Raw genomic sequence first — 21650 nt, 5'->3', positions numbered from 1 at the left:
AACTATTTAACATCTGCAGCAAGCACTGATTCATGTATCATCTCTGAAATGGTTGGATGAGGAAAAATCGTAGATTTTATGTCGAAGTCTGTTCCTTCTAGTTGCTTTGCAAGAGCAAAATTGCTAATTAACTCCGTTACTTCTGCACCTATCATGTGGCTACCCAGAATTTCTCCGGTTTTTTTATCTATAATCGTTTTCACTAACCCTTCAGTTTCACTGAGTGCAACAGATTTACCATTAAAGTTAGAGTGAAATTTTCCTATTTTTATATCATACCCACCTTTTATTGCCTGTTCCTCAGTAAGGCCGATGCTCGCTATTTGTGGATGAGAATAAGTGCAATTTGGTATGCATTCTTTTTTTAACGCATGAGCATTTTTACCAGCAATCTTTTCAATGCAGATCACGGCTTCATGGCTCGCTTTATGTGCTAAACATGGTGGGCCAGCTACATCACCTATTGCATACACATTTGATTCACTAGTTTCATACCATTCATTCGTTTCAATAAAGCCAGAAGGGCTTAATTTAATTTTTGTATTTTCTAAACCTATATTTTCAATATTTGCTTGAATTCCAACCGCAACAATCACCCTCTCAAATTCTTTGCTCTCACCACTACTTAGTAGCACTTGAGCAGAGTCTTTACTTTTAGTAAGAGCTTTTACGCTACTGCTTGTATATATTTCTATCCCCTGTTTTGTGAATATTTCTTGTGCTAAATCTGAAATGTCCTTATCCTCCAGCGGCAAAATAGTGCTCTTTATCTCTATGATTGTTACATCAACACCCAAAGTACTATAAAAACTTGCAAATTCTATTCCAATTGCACCAGACCCTATAATTAGTAGCGATTTTGGTAATCTCTCTGGAGTCATAGCGTGCTGCGCATTCCATATTAAATCTCCATCTGCCTCTATTCCAGGCAGATTCCGTGCCCTCACGCCTGTTGCTAAAATGATATGCTTGGAAACAATTTCTTGTTCTTCCTTATCGCTAACGACTTTTATAGTACCATTGCCTGCAAGTTTACCAAAACCTTGATGAACTTTGATATTATTTTTTTTCATCAAATATGCAACACCGCTTGACAATTTATCAACAACGTTTCTTGAGTATTTCACTATTGATTGTATATCAAAATTCGCTCCCTTTACTTCTATACCAAACTCTTTTGATCTTTTTATTAGCCTATAAACCTCAGATGCTCTAAGCAGTGATTTTGTTGGTATACATCCCCAATTTAAGCATATACCGCCTAAATTTTTTTCTTTTTCCACAATTGCAGTTTTAAACCCAAGCTGTGCCGCCCTAATTGCCGCTATATAACCACCAGGACCGCTACCTATAACCGTAATATCATACTCATTCATCAGTTTTCTTCGTATTCAAAAAGATTATATATAACAGATGGAACCCATACAATCAATGGTCTGTCATCTACCGTCTTAAGAGTCAAGATAAAAGTTGTTATTTTTTATCATGGCATTTAAACAAACGATAATTTTTCTCATGACAGCAACTAATGCAACCTTAGCAGCTTTGCCAGAATCAACCAAACGCTGATAAAACGCTTTCATTTTTCTGTTGTGGCGCATAGCAACAAGAGCTGACATGTATAGTGCTTTCCTTGCATAAAACCTGCCTCCTTTGATTTGAGCTTTGCCAACTTTTCTTCCACTTTCACTAGTTTTAGGTGCAACTCCAACTAAGCATGCAATTTCTCTATTCTCTAATCTACCAAGCTCAGGCACCTCTGTCAGTAGAACGCTCGCCGTCTTTGATCCAATACCTTTATAGCTGATTAAAAGCTCATTTTTTCCTTTCAATTCAGCTATTGCGTCTTCTATGTCTTGCCTAATTTCTTTCAATTGTTTTTCAGCAAACCCTATCTGTCTTTCTATGTATTCTCTAGCTTTTCCCGTCGCACTTTGCAGGCGACACTTGTTTGCATGAATTGCATCATTTAAATTACGCTCAACTGCCCCCAGCTCCTTTAATTCCTCTTGCTTTTGTGAAATTATACATCCTTTTACTTCACCGTCTTTACTGACAAATTCAGCGTATTTTTCCAGTAATTTAGCATCTAACTTGTCAGTTTTTGCAAAATGATTGCAAGCTTTGGCAAATGCATATACCCGATTCGGGTGAGCTTTATGGACAGTTATCTTGCAACAATTTTATAATGAGCTTTTCATAGCCACCAGCTTACACATAACTTGATGGGTAAATCGACTATATTTGTTTCTATAAACTTAGATATAGCATCACTCACGTTTGCTATGCGCTTATGCTTGCCATTAATTGAGATGTCCAATGCTTCCTTGGAAACATCTACTCCCATGAAAATTATTCTAGCCATTTTTGTACCTATAAATATAATCAAACAATAATGCAAAATGCTGTATACAGGATTGTAATTCGATCTTTTAGATCCACCTACCGTTCGTACTACATTTTGCTTTAAGCCTTACTATTACCCACAAATAAAAACATAGTATTGTATTTACTCAAATAATTTAATTTTATTAACCTGAAAGCTTATTAGATTAAAATTATTAAACTAAGAGTTATAATTTTAGCAACTAAAAGCTGTAAATTGCACCATATAAACAGTTATTTCAAGCAAAAGTTATGCCATTAAGAGCTATGCAACAAACATTTATATTTGTGGGTAATAGTAAGATCTAAATCCGATAGAGCATTGTTGGCACACCATCAAAAGTCGCCTCAGACCTCTAATGCATCAATGTACAAACTTACACCTTTTAGTTGGTAATACCATTTTAGACGTTTATCATTCGTTTTAGAAAATACTATAGGAGGTTGTCCGGAAACTAGTAAATTCAAGCATATTCCCTCTTTAACATAACCCTACTCATAGCTAGGTATATGAAATTCTCAGTGGATGTTGTGAGTAAATCATACTCCTTCGATAGCCTTCTATTCCTATTAACCCAAGCAAAAGTCCTTTCTACAACCCATCTTCTTGGCTGTACTTTAAACCCTTGTTCTCTTGTTGGTAGTAGCTCAGGTGGCGTATCTTTGTGCACCCAAAATCTACATGGAGGCCTTTTAACAATTTCAATATCTATGTCATATTCTTCCTTTATGTGATTCTTTAAATTTCTTCCTTGGTATCCCATGTCAGCCCACATTTTTTTAACTTTAGTATATTTTGTTCTCATATTGTTTAATGCTATTTTAATACCATCTCTATCATTTTCGTTAGCAGCGCCTACGTAACAACCTAGTATAAAACCCTGAGTGTCTGTAATTATATGCCTTTTTCTACCCTTTACTTTTTTACTTCCATCATAGCCTTTGATCCCCCCTTTTCTGTAGTCTTTACAGATTGACTATCTACTATACAGGCACTCGGCTGCTCATTCCTTCCTATTTTTCTTCTACTATATTTTGTAATTTCATAATTCATTTTCTCAAAAATTCCCTGCTTCTTCCATTGCCTGAACTGCTCATACACAGTCTTCCATAGCGGAAAATCATTTGGTAAATACCGCCATTGACACCCTGTACGCAATACATAGAAAATTGCTTCTAATATTTCTTTTTTGCTATACTTTGGCGGCCTTCCTCCTTTCTTGTATGATACTCTGAAGTGTTTTTCTATTCTTGCCCATTCCCTTTCGCTTAGATCTGTTGGATACTTTTTTCTCATCTTTACCCCGTACTAAAATTTCAGATATTATAGCCTTTTACTTGTTTCCGGACAACCTCTAGTAGCGGAATGACGAATTTTTGTTTTTCAAATTGTCAGTAAATCTAAGTCAGTTTAGCTATATAAAACATAGTATAAAAAGAGCTATTTTAGCAAAATTTTAAACAAATAAAGTTAATTACTTCACAATTGATACCTTACGAGAAAAGCACATTTGATACAGATTTAAAATACAAGTTAACGAATTATTATGATTTTTACCAAGATAATAATATAGTAAGGTTTGGTAGTGAGGTATCAAAATGGAAAAATACACCAACGCATGGTTTAATAAGAAAGATAATCATGATTGTGCAAATGATGGCACTTGCGGGCAATCTATAAAGGATTTTAGGATTGGTAATTCTGATATTTCTTTTTTTGACAGTAACAAAAACTTAATTGCCAAAGTACCTAAACTACCAAAGTATTCTAGGGATAAATATGGGCATCAATTGTATAAGGAAGCTGAGTCAAAGCAGTTCAATTATTTTTCCACAAATATACATGATGTTTTGTCTAACAGCTTTACCGTTAAATACGGGTATATAAATTGTACTATAAAATACGACAACTTATCTGAGCAGGAACAAAACCAAATAGAAACAGACATTAAAACTGCCTATGAAGCATTTAAAGAAAAGTTTTGCTTGAAAAATAGTAATGCAAGTTACAATATAACGGTTCACATTTTTAATAATAGAAGCGATTATACAAAGTATAACAATCTTCTCGGCTTAGATGAAGATGGTGGTCCAGGATATATTACACGAGGAGTAACAGATTGTCAGAATATTCTGACATATAAGCAAAGTGCCATGGATTTTGTTCTAGGTCATGAGCTAGGCCACATATTTCAATTGTGTTTTTCACCATCGGCAACAGTCCAAACTTTGAGTATTCTGGATACTGAACTCATAGCAAATGTTGTTGGACGAGAAGTAGAAGAAAAAAATTATAAAGCTATTTGCAAGCAGATGGGTGTAGATGAATATAAATACGATGGATGGAGTTTTATTTTTAAATACATAGGTACAACTGGTAGTGTATACCGCCTAAACCTTTCAGAAGAAGAGAAATTTCAAATTATACAACGTGTCAAGAGTTCTGGACTAGATGAATATGAAGACCATGGATGGATGTTTAAATTTAAATATAAAGATACAACTGGTAGTATATACCTCAAGGACCTTTCAGAAGCAGAGAAATTTCAAATTATACAACGTGTCAAGAATTCTGGACTAGATGAATATGAAGATCGTGAATCAATGTTTAGTTTTAAATACAAAGGCACCACTTATAGAGCAGAACACAGAGATTATCTTTCAGCAGAAGAAGAAAAACTTCAATTTATCAAAGACATTAAGAACTCTCATGAATCGCTCGTTAGTGAATGTGATGGATTGGGGAATGAGAATACAACTTTAGTGATTTACGTTGATGAAAATAAGGAGATAAGTCAAATGTATTTTCATAATCTAGACAAGAATATATTCAAATGGTTAGATAAGACACTTATAAGCAGAAGTAAACCTGAAGAAGATGTGGATGACACAGCAGGAAAAGAGCCTGAACCAGAATCAGCCGAAGAGGATACTCAGCAACCCAGTAATTTCTTATCCAATATTTTTTCAACAATTAAATCCATTATTGATTCTATCTCATCACTCTTTTCATGGTTATTTGGGTCGAAAGAGAAAGAGTCTAATCAACAATCTGATGATAATCCTTCTTTGTTTAAGCTCGATGCTAATGAGTTAGATCACGAAGTTAAGCCTGATGCCAATGAGTTAGGTCACGATGTTAGAGATCACTTATCAGACAATTATAACCATTACAACTCATCTGATGGGCTAATGTAATATAGCTAATTTACAGTATCTGTTCAGATGCATGGCTAATGTACAAATATTGAAACAAAAATTCCAGTGCCCCTGTGATGTCATTCCAGTGCTTGACACTGGAATCCAGCTTTTAATCGAAAATGTTGTATAGTACACAATCAAATTTTCTGGATCCCAGTGGGCTTTGTTGCATCGCTCAAGTGAAAAGAACTGGCAGTTACTGACAAAATTCATTATAAATAGCCATTTAACTGTTGAAGAAAAAATATGCCACAAAAAATGAGAGTCAGTAACTGCCATGAATATAACAAATTTCTCCAAGAAAGAGGAAGCATTTTTTGTTATATCAATGACGCCATAGAAAATTGGTACGAGAATTGTCCAAAAATGCAGGGCGGCAACTATATTTATAGTGATAAAGTTGTGATTTTGGTGCATATAATCGTCAGTTTCTTTAGAATTGGTTTAAGACAAACAGTCGGGTTTAAAAAGGGTATTTGCAACAAATAGGAAGAGATTTGGCAGTTATCAGCTATTCACAAGCATCAAGAAGGTTTAAGAAACTTAATATTAAGATAAATGATTGCAGAATTGATAAAAATAATATGGAAGATATCGAAATTGCTATAGACAGTACAGGAATTAGTATATACAACAACACTCCTGGTCACAGCAAGGAAAATAGCACTGACAGAAAATATCGTGGCTATGAGCAAACGAGAAAATTGCACGTAATGTTGAATATAAACAACAAAAAAGCCATAGCTGTAAAATACAGTAACGGTGTCTACTCTGATCACTATGGAGCTTGTGATTTGCTAAAAGAAGTTGATTTTCAGCATGCCATAAAAGCACTATATGCAGATAGAGCATGTGATAGGCACAAGTTTTATAAGTTGTGTAACGAATATGATATAAAGACAAAAATTCCACCAATAAACAATGCGGCAGAACATCCAGAAATAGATTATATGTCTGACAGGAATGCTGCTATTAGGTTAATAAAATTATACGGTGAAGATGGCATGAAAGAATGGAAAAAAGAAGTAAATTATGGGAAAAGATCTTATATTGAAGGGTTTTTCTCAAGATTAAAGCAAATATTCGGATTTAGTTTTAGGAATAAATCTGAGACAAATAGAGAGAAGGAACTACTTGTTAAATGCTATTTGCTCAATAAGTTCACTGATATTGGTATGGCTAAATTTGAGATAGTTACATGAATTTACCATAAATCACCATCTCATAAAGTGTGATGCAACAAAGCCATCCCAGTGTCTGGGCACTGGGATGACACCCTCCTTATGGGCCAAAATCACAATGTTCGTACAGTTGTGGATTCATTCGCGGTATCTCGGCATAGATTCCGCTAACAAGTAGCGGAATGACGAATTTGTCGTTTTTCAGATTGTCGTAAGTCAGTTTAGCTATAGCATAATGCTATATTAATAAATAATCTATATAATACTATTAAATATAATAATTAAAATCTAAATTACTTTCTCTATAAAAGGAGAAATTTACCTTAATGAAAATATATATATATTTAATATTATTTTTATTTTTTTCTTGCGCTCAACTATATGCTGACGAGGAAATTGCAAAATTTGATTTACTTATTGGCGAGATAAATGAAGCAAGCTTCACTCTTAAAGGTGCAATAAAGGTTACAGTAGAACCAGGCTGGCACATATATTATAAAGATCCTGGAGATTTTGGCCTTCCCACGTCTATTAGTTACAAAGGTAATGCATCAGATATAAATATTCACTGGCCTATTCCAAAGGAACATAAAGATAAAGTAGGGAGAGAGACGTTTGTAAGTAACGTATATGAGGATATGGTATTATTTCCCTTTAAGATGAATATATTTTTAAATCAAGGGTATATTGACCTTAACTTCCATATAAATTATGCGATATGTAAAGATAGGTGCATCCCTAAAAATGTTGAGATAAAAATCAGGCAACCATTAAAGGATTTTATAGATTCTGATATCAATAAACTTATAAATGAGTGGTATGAAAAATAGAGTTCTCATGGGGTAGGTGTCATTCCAGCGCGTGACACTGGAATCTCATTTACTTTTTTGTTCACTATGTGAGGAACTTGGGCCTACAAGTATATAAACATAATGGTTTCGCATAAAAAATTTAGATCCCAGATACTGTCTCTGCTGTCAAACAAATTATCCAACAAAATTACAATTAAATGGTTGATTATTTTTAAGAATACCAAAAAAGACATGCATTAATTTTCGCATTAACGCAAGAACTATGACTTTTGGACATTTGCCTTTACTTGCTAGACGCTGACAAAACTTTTGAAAATGATTATTATGGTTTTTGACTACTATAGCTGGCATATAAAGAGCTTTTCGAATACGCTCAGATCCTATTTTGCATATGCAACTTCTCTTACTTACTGACGATCCCGATTGATAATGTCCTGGATTTAGACCAGCAAAAGCTGTAAATTGTTTAGCATTGTCAAAGTTATCAACTGATGGCATTTCTGCGACAACAGCAACAGCAGTAAGATATCCTATACCTTTTATAGTCTTAAGGTTTTCCACCATATTTTTTAGATGTGGATAGTTATTTATATGCTCATTAATTTCTTTTTCGAGAACAATAATTTGCTCCTCTATTGCCAAAATTACTTTAGATATAGCTTCTTTGCAACTGGAATGCATATTTTTGTTTTCCAAGCGATTTGTCTGTTGCACCTTATCATCTTTTAGCGATTGCATGCAACGGTAAAGCTCCCTCAAATGCCTCATTTCAGGTGCAATGGGCTTCCAAAGAGCAGGTTTGTTGGCGATACAAAATCTAGCTATCATAGCTGCATCTGATTTATCTGTCTTATTTCTGAGCAGCTCACTTTTGCCAAAAGCTTTCTGGGTTTACTATACTGACATTATGTCCTAAATCGTGCATAAAAGTAGCCAAATCTTCTCCATACCAACTAGTTGCTTCAAGACATAAATGAGTAAGATTTGCTCCATGGCCATTGCACCAAACTACAAGTTTTGCAAAACCATCTTGATTATTTTGAAAGACTTTGTGTCGTTTTTTACTGTCCACTAACAAACAAACATCAAATTTCTTTTTTGAAATATCCACACCCAAAATAGCATTTACTTGCATAAAATTGCCTCCAAGACTATAAATAAACTGAGAGTTTAGACTAACCTTGTAATACGGGATATAATTCCAAAAGATACTGTTCAGTCTTTAACTCTATGGGAGGGAAGCAAAATCTGGCTTAATGGCATTAGTGTCGCATCAGCTTCACCCTCCCTGTGAGGTATTTTAGCTCTAATGCCTCACATCATAAAGATACAAGTGTCACGCACTAACTGTACGAACATTGAGATATAAGAGTAATTTGTACCAAGAAAAAAGATGTCATCCCAGTGCCCAGACACTGGGATGGCTTTGTTGCATCTCTCTTCGGATAGTAGGTAACGCACAATAAATTTATGAAGCTATCTCAAATTTAGCCATGCCTATTTCAGTAAATTTGTTAAGCAAATAACATTTGAGTAGCAGTTCCCTCTCACGATTCATTTCAGATTTGTTCCTAAAACTAAATCCAAATGTCTTTTTTAATCGCGAGAAAAAACCTTCTATATAAGATCTTTTTCCATAACTCATCTCTTTTTTCCACTTCTTTATACCATCTTCATCATATGACTTTATGAGCTTGACTGCAGAATTTCTCTCAGCCATATAGTCTAACTTTGGATGCTCTGCTGCGTTGTTTTTCGGAGGAATTTTCGTTTTTATACCATATTGATTACACAGCTTATAGAGCTTTTCTCTGTCATATGCCCTATCTGCATATAGTACTTTTATGACATACTGAAAATCGACTTCTTTTAGCAAATCACAAGCTCCATAGTGATCAGAGTAGACACCGTTACTGTATTTTACAGCTATGGCTTTTTTGCTGTTTGTATTCAACATTACATGCAATTTTCTTGTCTGTTCATAGCTGCGATACTTTCTATCTTCGCTATTTTCTTTGCTATGACCAGGAGTGTTGTTGTATATACTAATTCCTGTACTGTCTATAGCAATTTCGATATCTTCCATATTATTTTTATCAATTCTGCAATCATTGATCTTAATATTGAGTTTCTTAAACCTTCTTGATGATTGTGAATAGCTGATAACTTGCAAATTTTTCCCAATTTGCTCAAGGTATCCTGCTATAAACCCAACTGTTTGCCTCAGGCCTATTCTAAATAAACAAGTTATTATGTGCACCAAAATTACAACTTTATCGCTATAAATATTGTTGCCACCTGGTATTTTTGGACCATTCTCGTACCACTTTTCTATGGCTTCGTTGATATAATGAAAAATATTTCCTCTTTTTTCTAGAAATTTGTTATATTCGCTATGGTTACTGACCCTCATTTTTTGTGGCATATTTTTTCTTTCAAGGTTAAATGGCTATTTTATAATGAATTTTGTCAGTAGCCACCAGATTTTTTCAGTTGCTATGCAACAAAGCCATCCCAGTGTCAAGCACTGGGATGACATCGTCTTAACATTGTACCATATTACAATGTTCGTACAGTTATGTGTCACGCTACTTGGATGACAAGAAAAGGTTTCTAGAATGACGGAAACGAAGTCATACATAGAAAATAGGTTAGGTATTTTCAATTTTTGTTGTATACTCAAATAAAAATCTCACTTTTACAGATGGATACAGTAAAGTTTGTTTTATTACTGCCAACAATATTACTCATGCTAGTTGCTGGTGTTTACCTATCGATTAAACTAAAATGGCTACAGGTATTTAGATTACCATACGCCCTTTCACTCCTTGGAGCTAAAAAAGGAGAAAATAAATTTTCTTCTATAGCCGCTCTGTTTACAATTTTAGGGGGAAATTTAGGAGTAGGAAATATTTCAGGAACTGCTGTTGCTCTAAAAACCGGAGGACCGGGCTCTATTTTATGGATGGCAATAATTATTGTTATCACTTCTGTGATAAAATATGTCACTTGTTATCTAAGTATAAAAACCAGAAAGGAAAAGAACGAACGGTTTATAGGTGGCCCTGTAGCCTACATGACTGATGCGTTTAACTCTAGGAAGGCCACAATTGTCTTTCTAGTTATCATGATGATGGTTTCAATAACAGTTGGTAACCTTGTTCAGGTAAATTCTCTATCAATACCACTTAATATGATAGATGTGCCTGTAGTTGTTGGTGGCATTGTAATGGCCATAATATTTTTTGTTGTTGCAGCTCTCAGCTTAAAAAAAATTAAAATTTTTATATCGGCTATGATACCGATAATGACGGTAAGTTACCTCACACTTTGCGGTATCATATTATTTAAATTTAGTGAAAATATTCTTCCTTCTCTAAAACTAATAACAAGCAGTTTTTTTACAACTAGTAGCTTTAACTCTGGTTTATCTCTAGGTTTGATTTTAGAAATGTTGACTATTATTCAAGTTGGAACTTTGCGAGGTATTTTTGCAACAGATATAGGGCTTGGCCTCGAAGGAATCGTACATTCTTCAATTGTTCCTAAGAAAAATAATAATAAATTTATTATTGAACAGAGCCTAATCACAATAATATCGCCTTTTATAGTTGCATTCATAGTGTTTATTACAACAATGGTACTGCTTGTCACAGATTCTTGGGTCACTGATTTAGAGAGTACTAACATGTGCATATTTGCTTTTAGAAAAGCTATGAATTGGCCCTATATTGACTATTTAATTATGGCCATAATGTTTTGTTTTGCCTTTACTACTATTTTTACTTGGTTTTTTTGCTCAAAACAGACAATACGCTATGTGTCTATGGATAATAAATACACTAAAATCTGGATTGTAATTTTTACCATGATCATTCCGCTTGGTGCGATAGGTAAAGTCCGGTTGCTATGGGATGTTGCTGATATCTCGATTGCTGCTTTGTTGTTTATCAACATACTCGCTATACTCAAGCTAACCTCTCAAGATCCAGAAGTGTTTACTATGAGTAGCAGATATTTGAAGTTGCAAAAACAGAGCTATAGCTAAAGCAATTTAGGCTATGCAGCTGTTGTGATATAAGAGTGATTTCCGCCAAGAAGGATGTCATCCCAGTGCCCAGACACTGGGATCCAGGAATCTTGATTGGCACTAAGTTAGTGAGCATAAAAGTAGCTAATCTTATGTTAAAACACAACATTTTTGATGGGGTTCGTGAAAGGCTGGATTCCAGACTGGAATGACAACTTAAATCGTTTGATGTTACCATAAAATAGCTTGTGTCATCACATTAGTAACACAACCTTCCTTAATAAAAATTCAACCAATGCTTGTGATAATTATATTAGCTAGTATTAGCTAGAACTAAAGGCAGAGGGTTATTAGTGAGGGATATATGGGCACTAACGATACACAACAAGAACACATTTATAATGAGCGCATTCAAGAAATTTTTCCTTTATTTGATAAAATAAAAAAGGAAGACGACCCAATTTATAATGCTAGAGTTGATTTTAACACAGTAAAGTTTTTAACAAAACACGCCAACTGGAATTGGGACGAAGAAGAAAACAAAGATAAAGCATATGGAGTTATTCTTCAGAAATGCGACAAGACAAAGAAAGCTGGACAAGACCTTGAAAGTGAAGTTAAAGAAAGGTTGAAAGAGTATGTTGATGATGTTGCAGGAGTTTCAATATACGGTAATCACGCAAGTATTACGCTGGGAAATAACAAAAAAGAGTTTAAAATCAGCGAATTTTTAAACAGTGATTTTTGTGAGAAGAATGAAATCTCGGGATTTTCAACATTGCATAGTGATGGAAAGAGCGGAATGCATGGTTTTGTTGCCGAGGAAGAAGGGAAAAAAATAAGACATTATGTCGTAACTGATGGTTCATATGAAATGACTTTAAAGTGGTATGCGGAGGGGAAGGAATGTAAGATCAAAATTAAGATTGATGCTAACGGTGTAGACCTTGTTAAAGGTGATGATTTTTCTCTAGAACGGTTAGAAGTAAACAGAGATGTAAAAATAGGTGGTTTATTCTTGCATGAAATACAATTCAGGGAGAAAGGACAAGGAAAAGCGAATGAGATGCAACATAATAAAGACAGTAACGAGCTATCATCTGAAACTACAACAAGAATTGATGTTAATAGAGGTGTTAGCGTTCAAGCTACTGATATAACTCAAAAAAAAGAAGACCACCATTCACATTTTGGACTACAATCTAACAGCAGAAGGCAGTCTTACGATAGCGGAATTGGAAAAGATTTTGACGATAAAATTAATTCTCAGGAGGCTAAAGAAAAGCGTGAGCTTAGACAAGCAGCACGAGAAGCAAATTCGGGAGGTCAAGTTTATAACCTACAATCGCTTTTTGAGGAGAATCCTCAGAACAAAAAAACTCCTCCGCCACTTCCACCTAGAACTAGTTCACTACCACCTAAAAAAGGTGTTTTCGATGAGCAAGGGGGAGCCAAATCTGGAAGCCAAAAACCAGATGACTTGCGCGAAAATGAGCAAACACCTAATAATCAGCAAAAAGGTGCAACTTCTGATTCTTCAGATAGTTCTACTTTCACCAAGTCTGTAAGCCACAATCAAGATAATAGGCAAGAAGATGAACGGTATGACAATCCTACATTTGGACATGCTGTACCTGGAAGCCAAAAACCAGATAGAAGTGAGCAAACACCTAATGATCAGCAACAACCTAAAACCCAGCAACAAGAAGGAAATAGCAAAGGCGATCTGTTACAAGACATCAGAAATTTCAAGAAAAACAACTTACGGCACATTGATGTTGATGATAGAAAAGCATCAATTGCAGGAAGTAGAAAAAATAACCCATCACCGTTAGAGACATTAAAGGACATAATTCCTTATTCATCTTCTCCAGATAACAGTGATAACCAAGATGCTAGTGATGCTAAGTGGAAAGAAAGTGAACAGCCGCTCTCTGCTACAGCACTCAATAATAAAAGTGACTCGGGCTATTCATCTCCAACTCATGACAATAATGAACAATCTCAAGTAAATCCTGAACAGTTAAAGAAGAGCTTAGAGAACATTGAACAAAGTGATCAAACTCCACCTGAAAATCTTCTTAAAGAAATCAGAGATAGATCACAGCAGGATAATAGAGGATTAAGGCAAGTTGATCCTACTGATAAACTGTCACAAGATAAAGAAGATGGATTGCAAAAAGACGATTTAGCAGATGTAAAAATAGTGGAAGGTCCAACTATTAGTGTCTCTGCTTCAACACCAAATAGTATAAGTGATTCAGGCTATATATCTCCAACTAATAGTGATAGTAAATCTCAAACAGATTTAAAACAGGTAGGAAGGAAATTAGAAGAACATATTAGACAAAGTAATCTAACTCTATTTGAAGAACTTAAAAATACATTAGGTCAAGAAAATCTCGGGTTAAAACCAGCTGATCAGAGTCAGATTAGCGAAGAAACTAAAAAACGCTTGAGAGAAGTTGGGTTGCTAAAAGACAGCTCAACAGACATAAAAGCAAACGATTCGGGCTATTCATCTCCAACTCATGACAATAATGAACAATCTCAAGTAAATCCTGAACAGTTAAAGAAGAGCTTAGAAAACATTGAACCAAAAGAAATCGGAGATACGAGTGAGTTAAAAGGAGCATTGGGAAATCCGGATAAAGGGTTAAGAGAACCGGCACAACAGGCTACTAAAGAAAATATTCCTAAAGATTCATTCTCAGAAAACATTTTAGAAAAGATAGGAGAAGGTAAACAATATGACCCTATACGTAAGTGGTTAGAAAAAACAGTGGCAGAACGAGAAAATAATGACACTAATCCAACTGTAGATAAAAATAGCGAACTATATAAATTACTAGAGAAAGATGAAGCACAACTGAAAGCTGGAGTAATAGAAGAAGAAAGAGGAGATACTTTAACAGAACACACTGATGGTTATGATCGCAATAGAATTGCATTAGCTAACAGAAATAAAAGACCACTAGATTGGGCTAAACAGGTTGCTGAGTCACAACAAAAAAAAGATACTAATAAAGGTATTTCAATATAAATTGAAGTTAAAATAATTGCTTAGCAAACAATAGGTTTCATGTAATGGTAACCCTATAACGGAAGAGTAGGAGCCGCGTAAGAACAATACGAACACTCCAGCTAGGCCTTGTATATTGCATCCCCCCGCCCTATTTTTCCACTCTTCTGATGCTAAATAATACTTAATTTCTTGTTCACTGAGACGTTTAAATTTCACTATTGTAACCACAGTCCTGATATGTTGTTTAGATTGATCGGGAGTTAATAGACATACACTGGTGTATACTCTATGCCTTCTTCCTGATAACAAGCGGATACATTTTTCTGCTTGCTCAACGTTTTCAGCTTTGAGCAATATCCTTCTACCACAAGCAACAACTGTATCAACACCAAGCACAAAATAATTTGGATTTAAACTTTGTATTTTCTCAGCTTTACTTTTTGCCATACGGATTGAGTAATCCTTCGGAAGTTCCTTTTTTAAAGGGGCTTCATCTATATCTGCTGGCAAAATTAAACCTGGCTCAATGTTTATTTGTTTTAGTAAAGCTATACGCCTTTTCGATGATGAAGCAAGAATAAGATTATTTAGAGATCGTTCTGTCACTTGTACCTTTAAGCCTTCTAATGATCCTACCCTTTCTCGCATTCCTATCGTAAATGCTCATCTCAACTAACACCCTATCCCCTATAATGATGCGTATTTTACTTCTTCTCACTTTCCCTGATACATGACAGATAATCTCATGTTCATTGTCCAGTTTCACTCTAAATTCTGCTGCAGGTAGTAAAGCAGTTACTGCCCCTTCCACTTCAAAAATTGTTTTCGATTTCTCGTCTTTTATCATATGTTATATTATAATTTAATAATCTTTTTTAGTCTACTATAGATTTTAAATTATTATCAACACAAAAGACCTTTTGCGCCCCACTTAAGTTGCAACTTAACCCCAACCATCTTCACAATGATACCCTACCTACGTTTCTACTCTCTGCCACCTTCTCAATAGAACTTATAGGACTTATGTTGAAAGATAAATCATTATCACAATTTTCTTCATCGCTATCAAGTCCACTATCAACGCTTAAAGATCTGAGTAATGTTGTCTTCTCTCTCAGTGGAACATAAGACTCATTATCAACGCTTGAAGATTTGGATAACCTTTTCTTCTGTCGTGGAGCATTACCAGACTCATTAGAAATTTCTCCCGTTAATTGATTGTTGAAGCTCCTTTGTTCATCAGCACGAATTTTTTCTTCCAGTCCATCAAGCATTCCTACCAATTCATCACCCCATTCATTTTCTTCTTCTAATAATTGTTTACACTTTTCTTTCTCACGCTCTAGCTCGTTTCTTAACTCTTCGACTTTATCTTCATCTTTAGTGAGTTCAAGTGTAAGCACCTTATCTCCTGGAAATTCCTCGTACTCGTTTTCTAGTTCTTCAATGTTGAGTTTTAGTCTCTCTTCTCCAAGTGTATCTTGTAAATCGCTATCCTGCCTATCTGATTCTTTAATCTTTTGCTCAATTTCTACTTGTACCTTATATTCCTGATCTAATTCTCTTAGCTGATCTTTCAAGCGCTCTTTCTGCTGGCGTCGTTCAACCATTATCTGTTCCGCATCTTCTCGTGCTTGATTTAGCTCTTTTTCCAAATTCTTCTTTCCTGCATTAACAATTTTCAGCTCTTCCTTTAGCTTTCTTTTTTCTTCATATACACCTTTAAGTTCTTGTGCTTTCCCTTGTAGCTCTTTTAACACACCTGCTAATTCTTCATTTTTTTTGTGCCAGTTCAGTTTGCAATTCCGTGTTTTTTTGCTCCTCTTTTTCAAACCTGTCTTGTAAATTGCTATTCTGCTTCTCTAACTTTACAATTGTTTGATTAGCTTCTGCTTGGGTTGTTTCTAGTTTCTCCTGTAGTCGCTGATTTTCTTGTATTAATTCATGGTGCTTTTTATTTATCACTTGCAACCCTGCTTCTATTTCTTGCTTCAATTCAACAGCTTCTTTTTTCAAATTTGACATTTCTTGCTTCAATTCAACGTTTTTTTCGGACAGCATCTGATTATTTAAAATCAATTCATCCATTTGTTGTGAAGCAAATTCTGTCTGAGTTCCAGTGTGCTGTAAATTGACTTCCGTTTTAGTTTCAATTTGTTGTGAAGCAACTTCTGTTTGAGTTTCAGTGTGTTGTAAATTGACTTCCGTTTGAGTTGATGCATTGCTATTAATAGAAGGAGGAAGGCTATTGTCAGCATCAACTTTAGGGTCTAATTCCCCCTCTGGTTCCTCGCGATAGGCCGCTATAGACTCATTTTGAAAATTATTATTAGCAGTAGGTACAACATCAGCAGCCTTACCTTTTTCTAGTACAGCATCATATAAGGAGAGACCTTGAATATATAATTCATCGTTTTGCTTTATTAATTCTAAGATCTCATCCGATAGCACAAAATCTTCATCATTAAATTTTAGTACTTCAGTTATGCCATCGCTACTCACATTCATAATCATGGTACACATTTCGGATCCATCCTTTACAGGCCAAGTGCTTTTCATTTCATAATATGCGCCCTCTTTAAATTCATAATATCTTTCCTTACCTTTCCGATGAGCGTGTATTTCATGTTTTTTATTGCAATAGATATTCAGCTCTTTAATATCTTTCTCTTGCTGTAAAATGTCACTAATCCTGGTTGGCTCACTTCTATTGTAATTAATAGAGTTGATATTCAAAACTCTATAAGCGTTATCAGTTTCTGTGTAATAAGCTTGAAGCTCTACGCCTTTCTCTCCAAGATATTTACTTGCAGCTTCTTTTCCCTGCTCTGCCAACTTTATGCATTTATCTATATCTTCCTTAAAGCTCTTATTAGCAGACTCTGTTACTGCTTTATCTATGTACGTTTTTTTAAAATCTCCATCATTTATTAGGTCATAAAAACTCCACTTATCCCCAAAAGCCCTCTGCACGTAAGTGAAATTCTTTTTTTCCTTTAGTTTTCCTAAGAACCACACCTTTTCTTTCAGATTTTTCAGTTGAAAGCTTACCCTTGCCTTTACACTAGAGTTTTTGGCAGGAATACTAACTTCTTCTAATTCTTTAAGTAATTTGTTATTTTTTATAATTGAGGAGCAAAACTTTACAATAGCAGAATTTGCAAACGAAGGATCTTTTTTTATATCTTCATCAATAATTTCTTTAAAACGTGCAAATTGAGGTAGAACATAAAAATTGATTATTTCTTTTTCTGATCTTGTTTTATTAGCATAAGAGATATCACCTAATTGTGAATATAACTCTTTTAATGTATAGTAGATAAGCGTAGAGTAATAAACCTCCCTATTCAGTGAAGTTGGTCCAATACACTTTTCAAGTTGATCACCTGTTTTTCCTGCCTCTGCTGTTTTTTCTTCTTTAGCCAAACTTCCAATCATAATACACCTCCTTAACTATATTTATATTATACCAATTAACATATATTAAAAGAAATCAAACTGTATAACCTCGCCCTACACTAACTTTTATGATTACTTAATTGTGTAAAAATAACTGCAAGTGTTAAACTTGAGCTTTTATTTTTCATTATACATTTCTTACTACATGTTTATACTGCTGTCTTGCATAATAGACTATTCAAAGTTACACAAGTATTTTTTTTATTAGATAAGAGTTAGTAAGAGCCTGTTCATAATTTTTTCAGAAGTAAGGCAGTGAAAGCCAGAACTACCATTTGTAGGCTAGTATTGAGTTTTCGCTCACAATTTTTCCACAATCTTCTACATTTTTCTAATACCAATTCCCATTACACGGCAAACAGATGGACAAAGATGGAAGAAAAGCCATAATGAAGTAAGTAAAATAGTTGAGGTATAAATGGCATTAAGATCAAAATTATTGGATGAAAAAGTAGTAGAATCAGCAAAAGAAATGCTGAAGAAAGTAAGGAATAATGCATATGTTTCAAAAAAACTAAATGCTGTAATTGCAGCAAAAAAGTACAGTATAACGGCTGTAGCAAAAATATATTGCATTTCAAGAAGCGCACTAACTTCGTGGGTAAAACTCTTGAAATTTGGCAGAGAAGAAAAACTGTTTGCTCCTCCACAACGCCGTAGAAAAACTAAATTAAATCAGGTTCAACTACAGCAAATTGAAGAGTGGATAGAAGAAAATCCTAATATTACCATTAAAGAAATGAGAATAAGAATCCAGGAAAAGTTCAGATTAAATATCAGCAAATCTACAGTACACCGCTATATGCAAAAGATGAAATTCTCATATATTACACCAAGACCAGTTCATAATGGACAAGATAAAAGCAAACAAGAGGAATTCAAAAAAAAATCTCAATGGAGCTATTAGCAAGTATCCAGAAAAAGAGCTATTTTTCTTTGATGAATCACGGTTTGGCACACATTCAAAGGTTGGACATGGGTGGTTTAAAAAGGGGATTAGAACACAGGTTAAAACAAAATTAGGTAGGCAAAATTTCTATCTCTATAGTGCGGTTAATCCTAGAAATGGAGAGAGTTCTAGCTTATTTGCACCAAATGTCAACACTGATTGCATGAACATATTTCTTGAGCAGATGTCGCAATATCTAGAAACACGAGAGGCTTTTCTTGTTATGGATTGTGCTAGTTGGCATAGGTCAAAAAATTTAAAGGTACCTAAAAATATCGATATTATATACCTACCTCCGTACTCACCTGAGCTAAATCCTGTTGAGAGGCTTTGGTTATATATAAAACAGAACATTTTGCGCAATAAAATATACGATACAATTGCTCTGCTTGAGGGTGCTTTGTGCAAATTTATTACTTCTCTTGCCAGCTCCACAATTAAACAACTCTGCAATGTCTCCTATTTGACTGGCCAACAATGAGAGTTGGTATAACCAAGCAAAAGATCGCTCCACAACCCATCTTTTGGGCAATACAACAAAGGAACGTAATTCATTTCTTTTGATCACTTCAACGGTTGCACCAATAATCGTTTTTATTTGAGTTACAAAATTCTCTCCAGTATAGCCTGCATCAACCAGTACATTTTTAACTCCCGAGAGGTTTTCTTTTGCATTTTCGACCATTCTCACAGCACTGCTACGGTCAGTTATCTCTGCTGTTGTTGTATAAATTGCATGCTTGCGTATCTACTGCAATACGGCCCTGAAATCTTCTTGCCTGCATCATAGCTTCAGCAGTATCTGCATTTTTTATACTCTGTGCATCAATTATGCAGAAGCTTTTCCGACCATTGTTTTGTCGCAATTATTTTTTTTTAATACCAGCTCCAGAACACTTTCTTTATTTACATCTGGTTTTTCACTCCACTTCTTAAAATAGTCGTAACAATTGCGCCATTTTGGGAACTCTTTTGATACCATTCTCCACTGGCAACCACTTTTTAACACGTATAACACTCCACAAAATATATCATGTAAATCAAGTGTTCTTGGTTTTGTCTTCTTTCTGCAAGATTCCAGATCTGCTACAATAATCTCAAACTTTTCTCGACTTATGTCACTTGGTTATAAACTTCGCATATCCTACTTTATATACTTTATCCTCTCACTTTATCTCTTTTTTGAGATTACGTACAGGCTCTAAGATACAAAGACGTTTTCAGAAATCTTTAAGCTTAGTAACATCCTCTCTCTTTGGACTAGTTGAGATTAGATGAATTGGTACACCTATTAATTTTTCTAACCCTTCTATATATTTTATTAAATTGATAGGCAATGTTTCAATCGACCTTTTACCTTGAGTGTTTTCTTTCCAGCCAGGAAACTCTTCATATATTGGCTCTAATTCCCCTTGTATTGAATGCGATGCGGGTAAATAATCATACATTTTTCCGCTATACTTGTAACCAGTGCATATTTTAATTGTATCAAAAGAATTAAGCACATCTAATTTGGTTAATACAATGCTTGAAACTCCAGAGAGTTGTACGGCCTGGCGCACTAAAACTGCATCGAACCATCCGCAACGCCTTCTTCTATTGCTCACTGTTCCAAGTTCCTTACCTATAGTAAACAAGCTATCTCCTACTTCATTTTTCTGCTCAGTAGGAAATGGGCCATTGCCCACTCTTGTTGTATAAGCTTTTACCACACCAATAATGTAAGCATTGGAGGATAACCCTGAGCCTGTTATTGCTTGCGATGCTACAGTATTACTTGAAGTAACAAAAGGGTAAGTTCCGTGGTCGATATCTAAAAATGCGCCTTGGGCACCTTCAAATATTATTTTCTTACCTTCTTTCATCAAGTCATTTAATATCTTCCACACAGGTTTTTTATATGAAAGAATTTTTTCTGAAATCTCTTGAATTTCCTTTAATATTTCTTCTTTTTTAACCACCTGGTAGTTAAGGCCTTTCCTGATAGCATTGTGGTAATTCAAAAGAGTATCCACTCTTTTATTGAGCTCATCTGCGTTTTCTAAGTCACAAAGGCGTATAGCTCTCCTTCCAACTTTATCTTCATAACATGGCCCTATCCCTTTGTTTGTTGTACCAATTTTGTGATTTCCATTTAAATCTTCAAATAGCTTTTCCTTGTCCTTATGTATGCTAAGTATTAATGGACAGCTCTCGGATACCATCAAGTTGTTATAGTTTACGTCTACTCCTTTAACTTTCAATGACTCTATTTCTGAGATTAGAGCGTGTGGATCAAGAGCAACGCCATTTCCTATGATAGATATTTTGCCTGGCCTCAAAACAGCAGAGGGCAGTAAATTTAATTTATAAACCTCATCATCTACTACTATAGTGTGCCCTGCATTATTTCCTCCCTGAAATCTCACAACTACATCTGCATTCTCAGAAAGATAATCTACTATTTTACCCTTGCCTTCGTCACCCCATTGCAGACCAACAATTACAATGTTATTCATCATTATTTTCTAGATTAATACATAAATATTAATGCAGTACGCTACAAATGGAAAGAGAAATCTACGCCTTTCCTACACCCCTTAAATAAAGAAATATACTGTCGATTTTC

21 protein-coding genes and 5 pseudogenes are annotated in these 21650 nt (G+C 34.8%); 8 read left to right on the top strand and 18 right to left on the bottom strand.

Annotated elements, in window-relative coordinates:
• Nucleotides 1-2: 2 nt before the first annotated feature.
• The 4 genes and pseudogenes from lpdA to ABWU74_RS03430 form a co-directional block, all read right to left on the bottom strand.
• Nucleotides 3-1376, bottom strand: a complete 1374-nt coding sequence (gene lpdA, locus ABWU74_RS03445) for a dihydrolipoyl dehydrogenase (RefSeq protein WP_151807945.1) — start codon at nt 1374-1376, stop codon at nt 3-5.
• A gap of 75 nt (nt 1377-1451) precedes the next feature.
• The gene (locus ABWU74_RS03440; protein WP_049973639.1) at nt 1452-1874 is read right to left on the bottom strand and encodes an IS110 family transposase; all 423 of its coding nucleotides are present in this window, start codon (nt 1872-1874) and stop codon (nt 1452-1454) included.
• A gap of 323 nt (nt 1875-2197) precedes the next feature.
• On the bottom strand, nt 2198-2365 hold the full coding sequence (locus tag ABWU74_RS03435) for a hypothetical protein (protein ID WP_155968863.1): 168 nt from the start codon (nt 2363-2365) through the stop codon (nt 2198-2200).
• A gap of 484 nt (nt 2366-2849) precedes the next feature.
• Nucleotides 2850-3682: pseudogene (locus ABWU74_RS03430) on the bottom strand (IS5 family transposase).
• 302 nt (nt 3683-3984) lie between these two features.
• Here ABWU74_RS03430 and ABWU74_RS03425 point away from each other — a divergent pair.
• On the top strand, nt 3985-5583 hold the full coding sequence (locus tag ABWU74_RS03425; RefSeq protein WP_264374374.1) for a hypothetical protein: 1599 nt from the start codon (nt 3985-3987) through the stop codon (nt 5581-5583).
• Here the strand turns inward: ABWU74_RS03425 and ABWU74_RS03420 are convergent.
• Complete coding sequence (locus ABWU74_RS03420) at nt 5575-5799, bottom strand: WPE palindromic element domain-containing protein (protein WP_094189588.1); 225 nt, start codon at nt 5797-5799, stop codon at nt 5575-5577. The genes ABWU74_RS03425 and ABWU74_RS03420 overlap by 9 nt on opposite strands.
• A gap of 33 nt (nt 5800-5832) precedes the next feature.
• On the opposite strand from ABWU74_RS03420, the gene ABWU74_RS03415 reads away from it, so the two are divergent.
• The 3 genes from ABWU74_RS03415 (at nt 5833) to ABWU74_RS03405 (ending at nt 7597) form a co-directional block, all read left to right on the top strand.
• On the top strand, nt 5833-6075 hold the full coding sequence (locus ABWU74_RS03415; protein ID WP_353289183.1) for a transposase: 243 nt from the start codon (nt 5833-5835) through the stop codon (nt 6073-6075).
• Complete coding sequence (locus ABWU74_RS03410) at nt 6063-6788, top strand: transposase (protein WP_353289182.1); 726 nt, start codon at nt 6063-6065, stop codon at nt 6786-6788. The genes ABWU74_RS03415 and ABWU74_RS03410 overlap by 13 nt, the downstream gene beginning before the upstream one ends.
• Nucleotides 6789-7093: 305 nt before the next feature.
• A complete protein-coding gene (locus tag ABWU74_RS03405; RefSeq protein WP_015589109.1) occupies nt 7094-7597 on the top strand; it encodes a protein-disulfide reductase DsbD domain-containing protein in 504 nt (167 codons plus the stop codon).
• 156 nt (nt 7598-7753) lie between these two features.
• Here ABWU74_RS03405 and ABWU74_RS03400 read toward each other — a convergent pair whose 3' ends face one another.
• The 5 genes and pseudogenes from ABWU74_RS03400 to ABWU74_RS03380 all read right to left on the bottom strand — a co-directional run bounded on the left by ABWU74_RS03400 (nt 7754) and on the right by ABWU74_RS03380 (nt 10262).
• Complete coding sequence (locus ABWU74_RS03400; protein WP_182183164.1) at nt 7754-8077, bottom strand: transposase; 324 nt, start codon at nt 8075-8077, stop codon at nt 7754-7756.
• A gap of 252 nt (nt 8078-8329) precedes the next feature.
• A pseudogene (locus ABWU74_RS03395) lies at nt 8330-8714 on the bottom strand (IS110 family transposase); the annotation flags it as partial.
• A 179-nt stretch (nt 8715-8893) separates the two neighbouring features.
• Nucleotides 8894-9040, bottom strand: coding sequence for a hypothetical protein (locus tag ABWU74_RS03390; protein WP_190321476.1), 147 nt, complete (start codon nt 9038-9040; stop codon nt 8894-8896).
• 7 nt (nt 9041-9047) lie between these two features.
• A complete protein-coding gene (locus ABWU74_RS03385; protein ID WP_338482730.1) occupies nt 9048-10004 on the bottom strand; it encodes an IS5 family transposase in 957 nt (318 codons plus the stop codon).
• A 24-nt stretch (nt 10005-10028) separates the two neighbouring features.
• Entirely contained in the window at nt 10029-10262 is a 234-nt protein-coding gene (locus ABWU74_RS03380) for a hypothetical protein (protein ID WP_353289181.1), read from the bottom strand.
• Nucleotides 10263-10283: 21 nt separating this feature from the next.
• On the opposite strand from ABWU74_RS03380, the gene ABWU74_RS03375 reads away from it, so the two are divergent.
• The 3 genes from ABWU74_RS03375 to ABWU74_RS03365 all read left to right on the top strand — a co-directional run bounded on the left by ABWU74_RS03375 (nt 10284) and on the right by ABWU74_RS03365 (nt 14652).
• On the top strand, nt 10284-11627 hold the full coding sequence (locus tag ABWU74_RS03375; RefSeq protein WP_038198671.1) for an alanine:cation symporter family protein: 1344 nt from the start codon (nt 10284-10286) through the stop codon (nt 11625-11627).
• 35 nt (nt 11628-11662) lie between these two features.
• Nucleotides 11663-11821 (top strand): hypothetical protein, encoded by a 159-nt coding sequence (locus tag ABWU74_RS03370; RefSeq protein ID WP_153296804.1) that lies wholly within the window; start codon nt 11663-11665, stop codon nt 11819-11821.
• Nucleotides 11822-11973: 152 nt separating this feature from the next.
• Nucleotides 11974-14652 (top strand): hypothetical protein, encoded by a 2679-nt coding sequence (locus ABWU74_RS03365; RefSeq protein ID WP_209472823.1) that lies wholly within the window; start codon nt 11974-11976, stop codon nt 14650-14652.
• Here ABWU74_RS03365 and ABWU74_RS03360 read toward each other — a convergent pair.
• The 4 genes and pseudogenes from ABWU74_RS03360 to ABWU74_RS03340 form a co-directional block, all read right to left on the bottom strand.
• Complete coding sequence (locus tag ABWU74_RS03360; protein ID WP_010082554.1) at nt 14644-15240, bottom strand: Maf family nucleotide pyrophosphatase; 597 nt, start codon at nt 15238-15240, stop codon at nt 14644-14646. The genes ABWU74_RS03365 and ABWU74_RS03360 overlap by 9 nt on opposite strands.
• Nucleotides 15218-15481 (bottom strand): translation initiation factor IF-1, encoded by a 264-nt coding sequence (infA, locus tag ABWU74_RS03355; protein WP_007550159.1) that lies wholly within the window; start codon nt 15479-15481, stop codon nt 15218-15220. The genes ABWU74_RS03360 and infA overlap by 23 nt, the downstream gene beginning before the upstream one ends.
• Nucleotides 15482-15593: 112 nt before the next feature.
• A pseudogene (locus ABWU74_RS03345) lies at nt 15594-18072 on the bottom strand (hypothetical protein).
• Nucleotides 18073-18323: 251 nt separating this feature from the next.
• Nucleotides 18324-18428, bottom strand: a pseudogene (locus tag ABWU74_RS03340) (IS5/IS1182 family transposase); the annotation flags it as partial.
• Nucleotides 18429-18511: 83 nt separating this feature from the next.
• Here ABWU74_RS03340 and ABWU74_RS03335 point away from each other — a divergent pair.
• Nucleotides 18512-19523, top strand: a protein-coding gene (locus tag ABWU74_RS03335; protein ID WP_094745768.1) for an IS630 family transposase whose coding sequence is annotated in 2 segments (ribosomal slippage) — nt 18512-18973 and nt 18975-19523 — 1011 coding nt in all. Because the reading frame shifts where the segments join, the coding sequence is not laid out codon by codon here.
• A gap of 48 nt (nt 19524-19571) precedes the next feature.
• On the opposite strand, the pseudogene ABWU74_RS03330 reads toward ABWU74_RS03335, so the two are convergent.
• The 4 genes and pseudogenes from ABWU74_RS03330 to ABWU74_RS03315 form a co-directional block, all read right to left on the bottom strand.
• Nucleotides 19572-19727 (bottom strand): annotated as a pseudogene (locus ABWU74_RS03330) (IS5/IS1182 family transposase); the annotation flags it as partial.
• A 19-nt stretch (nt 19728-19746) separates the two neighbouring features.
• Nucleotides 19747-19908 carry a hypothetical protein gene (locus ABWU74_RS03325; protein WP_156518068.1) on the bottom strand — a complete coding sequence of 54 codons (162 nt, stop codon included), beginning with the start codon at nt 19906-19908 and terminating at the stop codon, nt 19747-19749.
• A complete protein-coding gene (locus ABWU74_RS03320; protein WP_240991954.1) occupies nt 19872-20123 on the bottom strand; it encodes a transposase in 252 nt (83 codons plus the stop codon). Before ABWU74_RS03320 ends, ABWU74_RS03325 begins: the two co-directional genes overlap by 37 nt.
• 139 nt (nt 20124-20262) lie before the next feature.
• Nucleotides 20263-21540 carry an adenylosuccinate synthase gene (locus ABWU74_RS03315; protein WP_209473326.1) on the bottom strand — a complete coding sequence of 426 codons (1278 nt, stop codon included), beginning with the start codon at nt 21538-21540 and terminating at the stop codon, nt 20263-20265.
• Between the last annotated feature and the right edge of the window lie 110 nt (nt 21541-21650).

Source organism: Wolbachia endosymbiont (group A) of Paraperithous gnathaulax, assembly GCF_964028485.1.
GTDB classification, from domain to species: Bacteria; Pseudomonadota; Alphaproteobacteria; order Rickettsiales; family Anaplasmataceae; genus Wolbachia; species Wolbachia pipientis.
The sequence above is the reverse complement of the archived record's forward strand: the minus strand, read 5'-3'. Positions and strand labels throughout refer to the sequence as shown.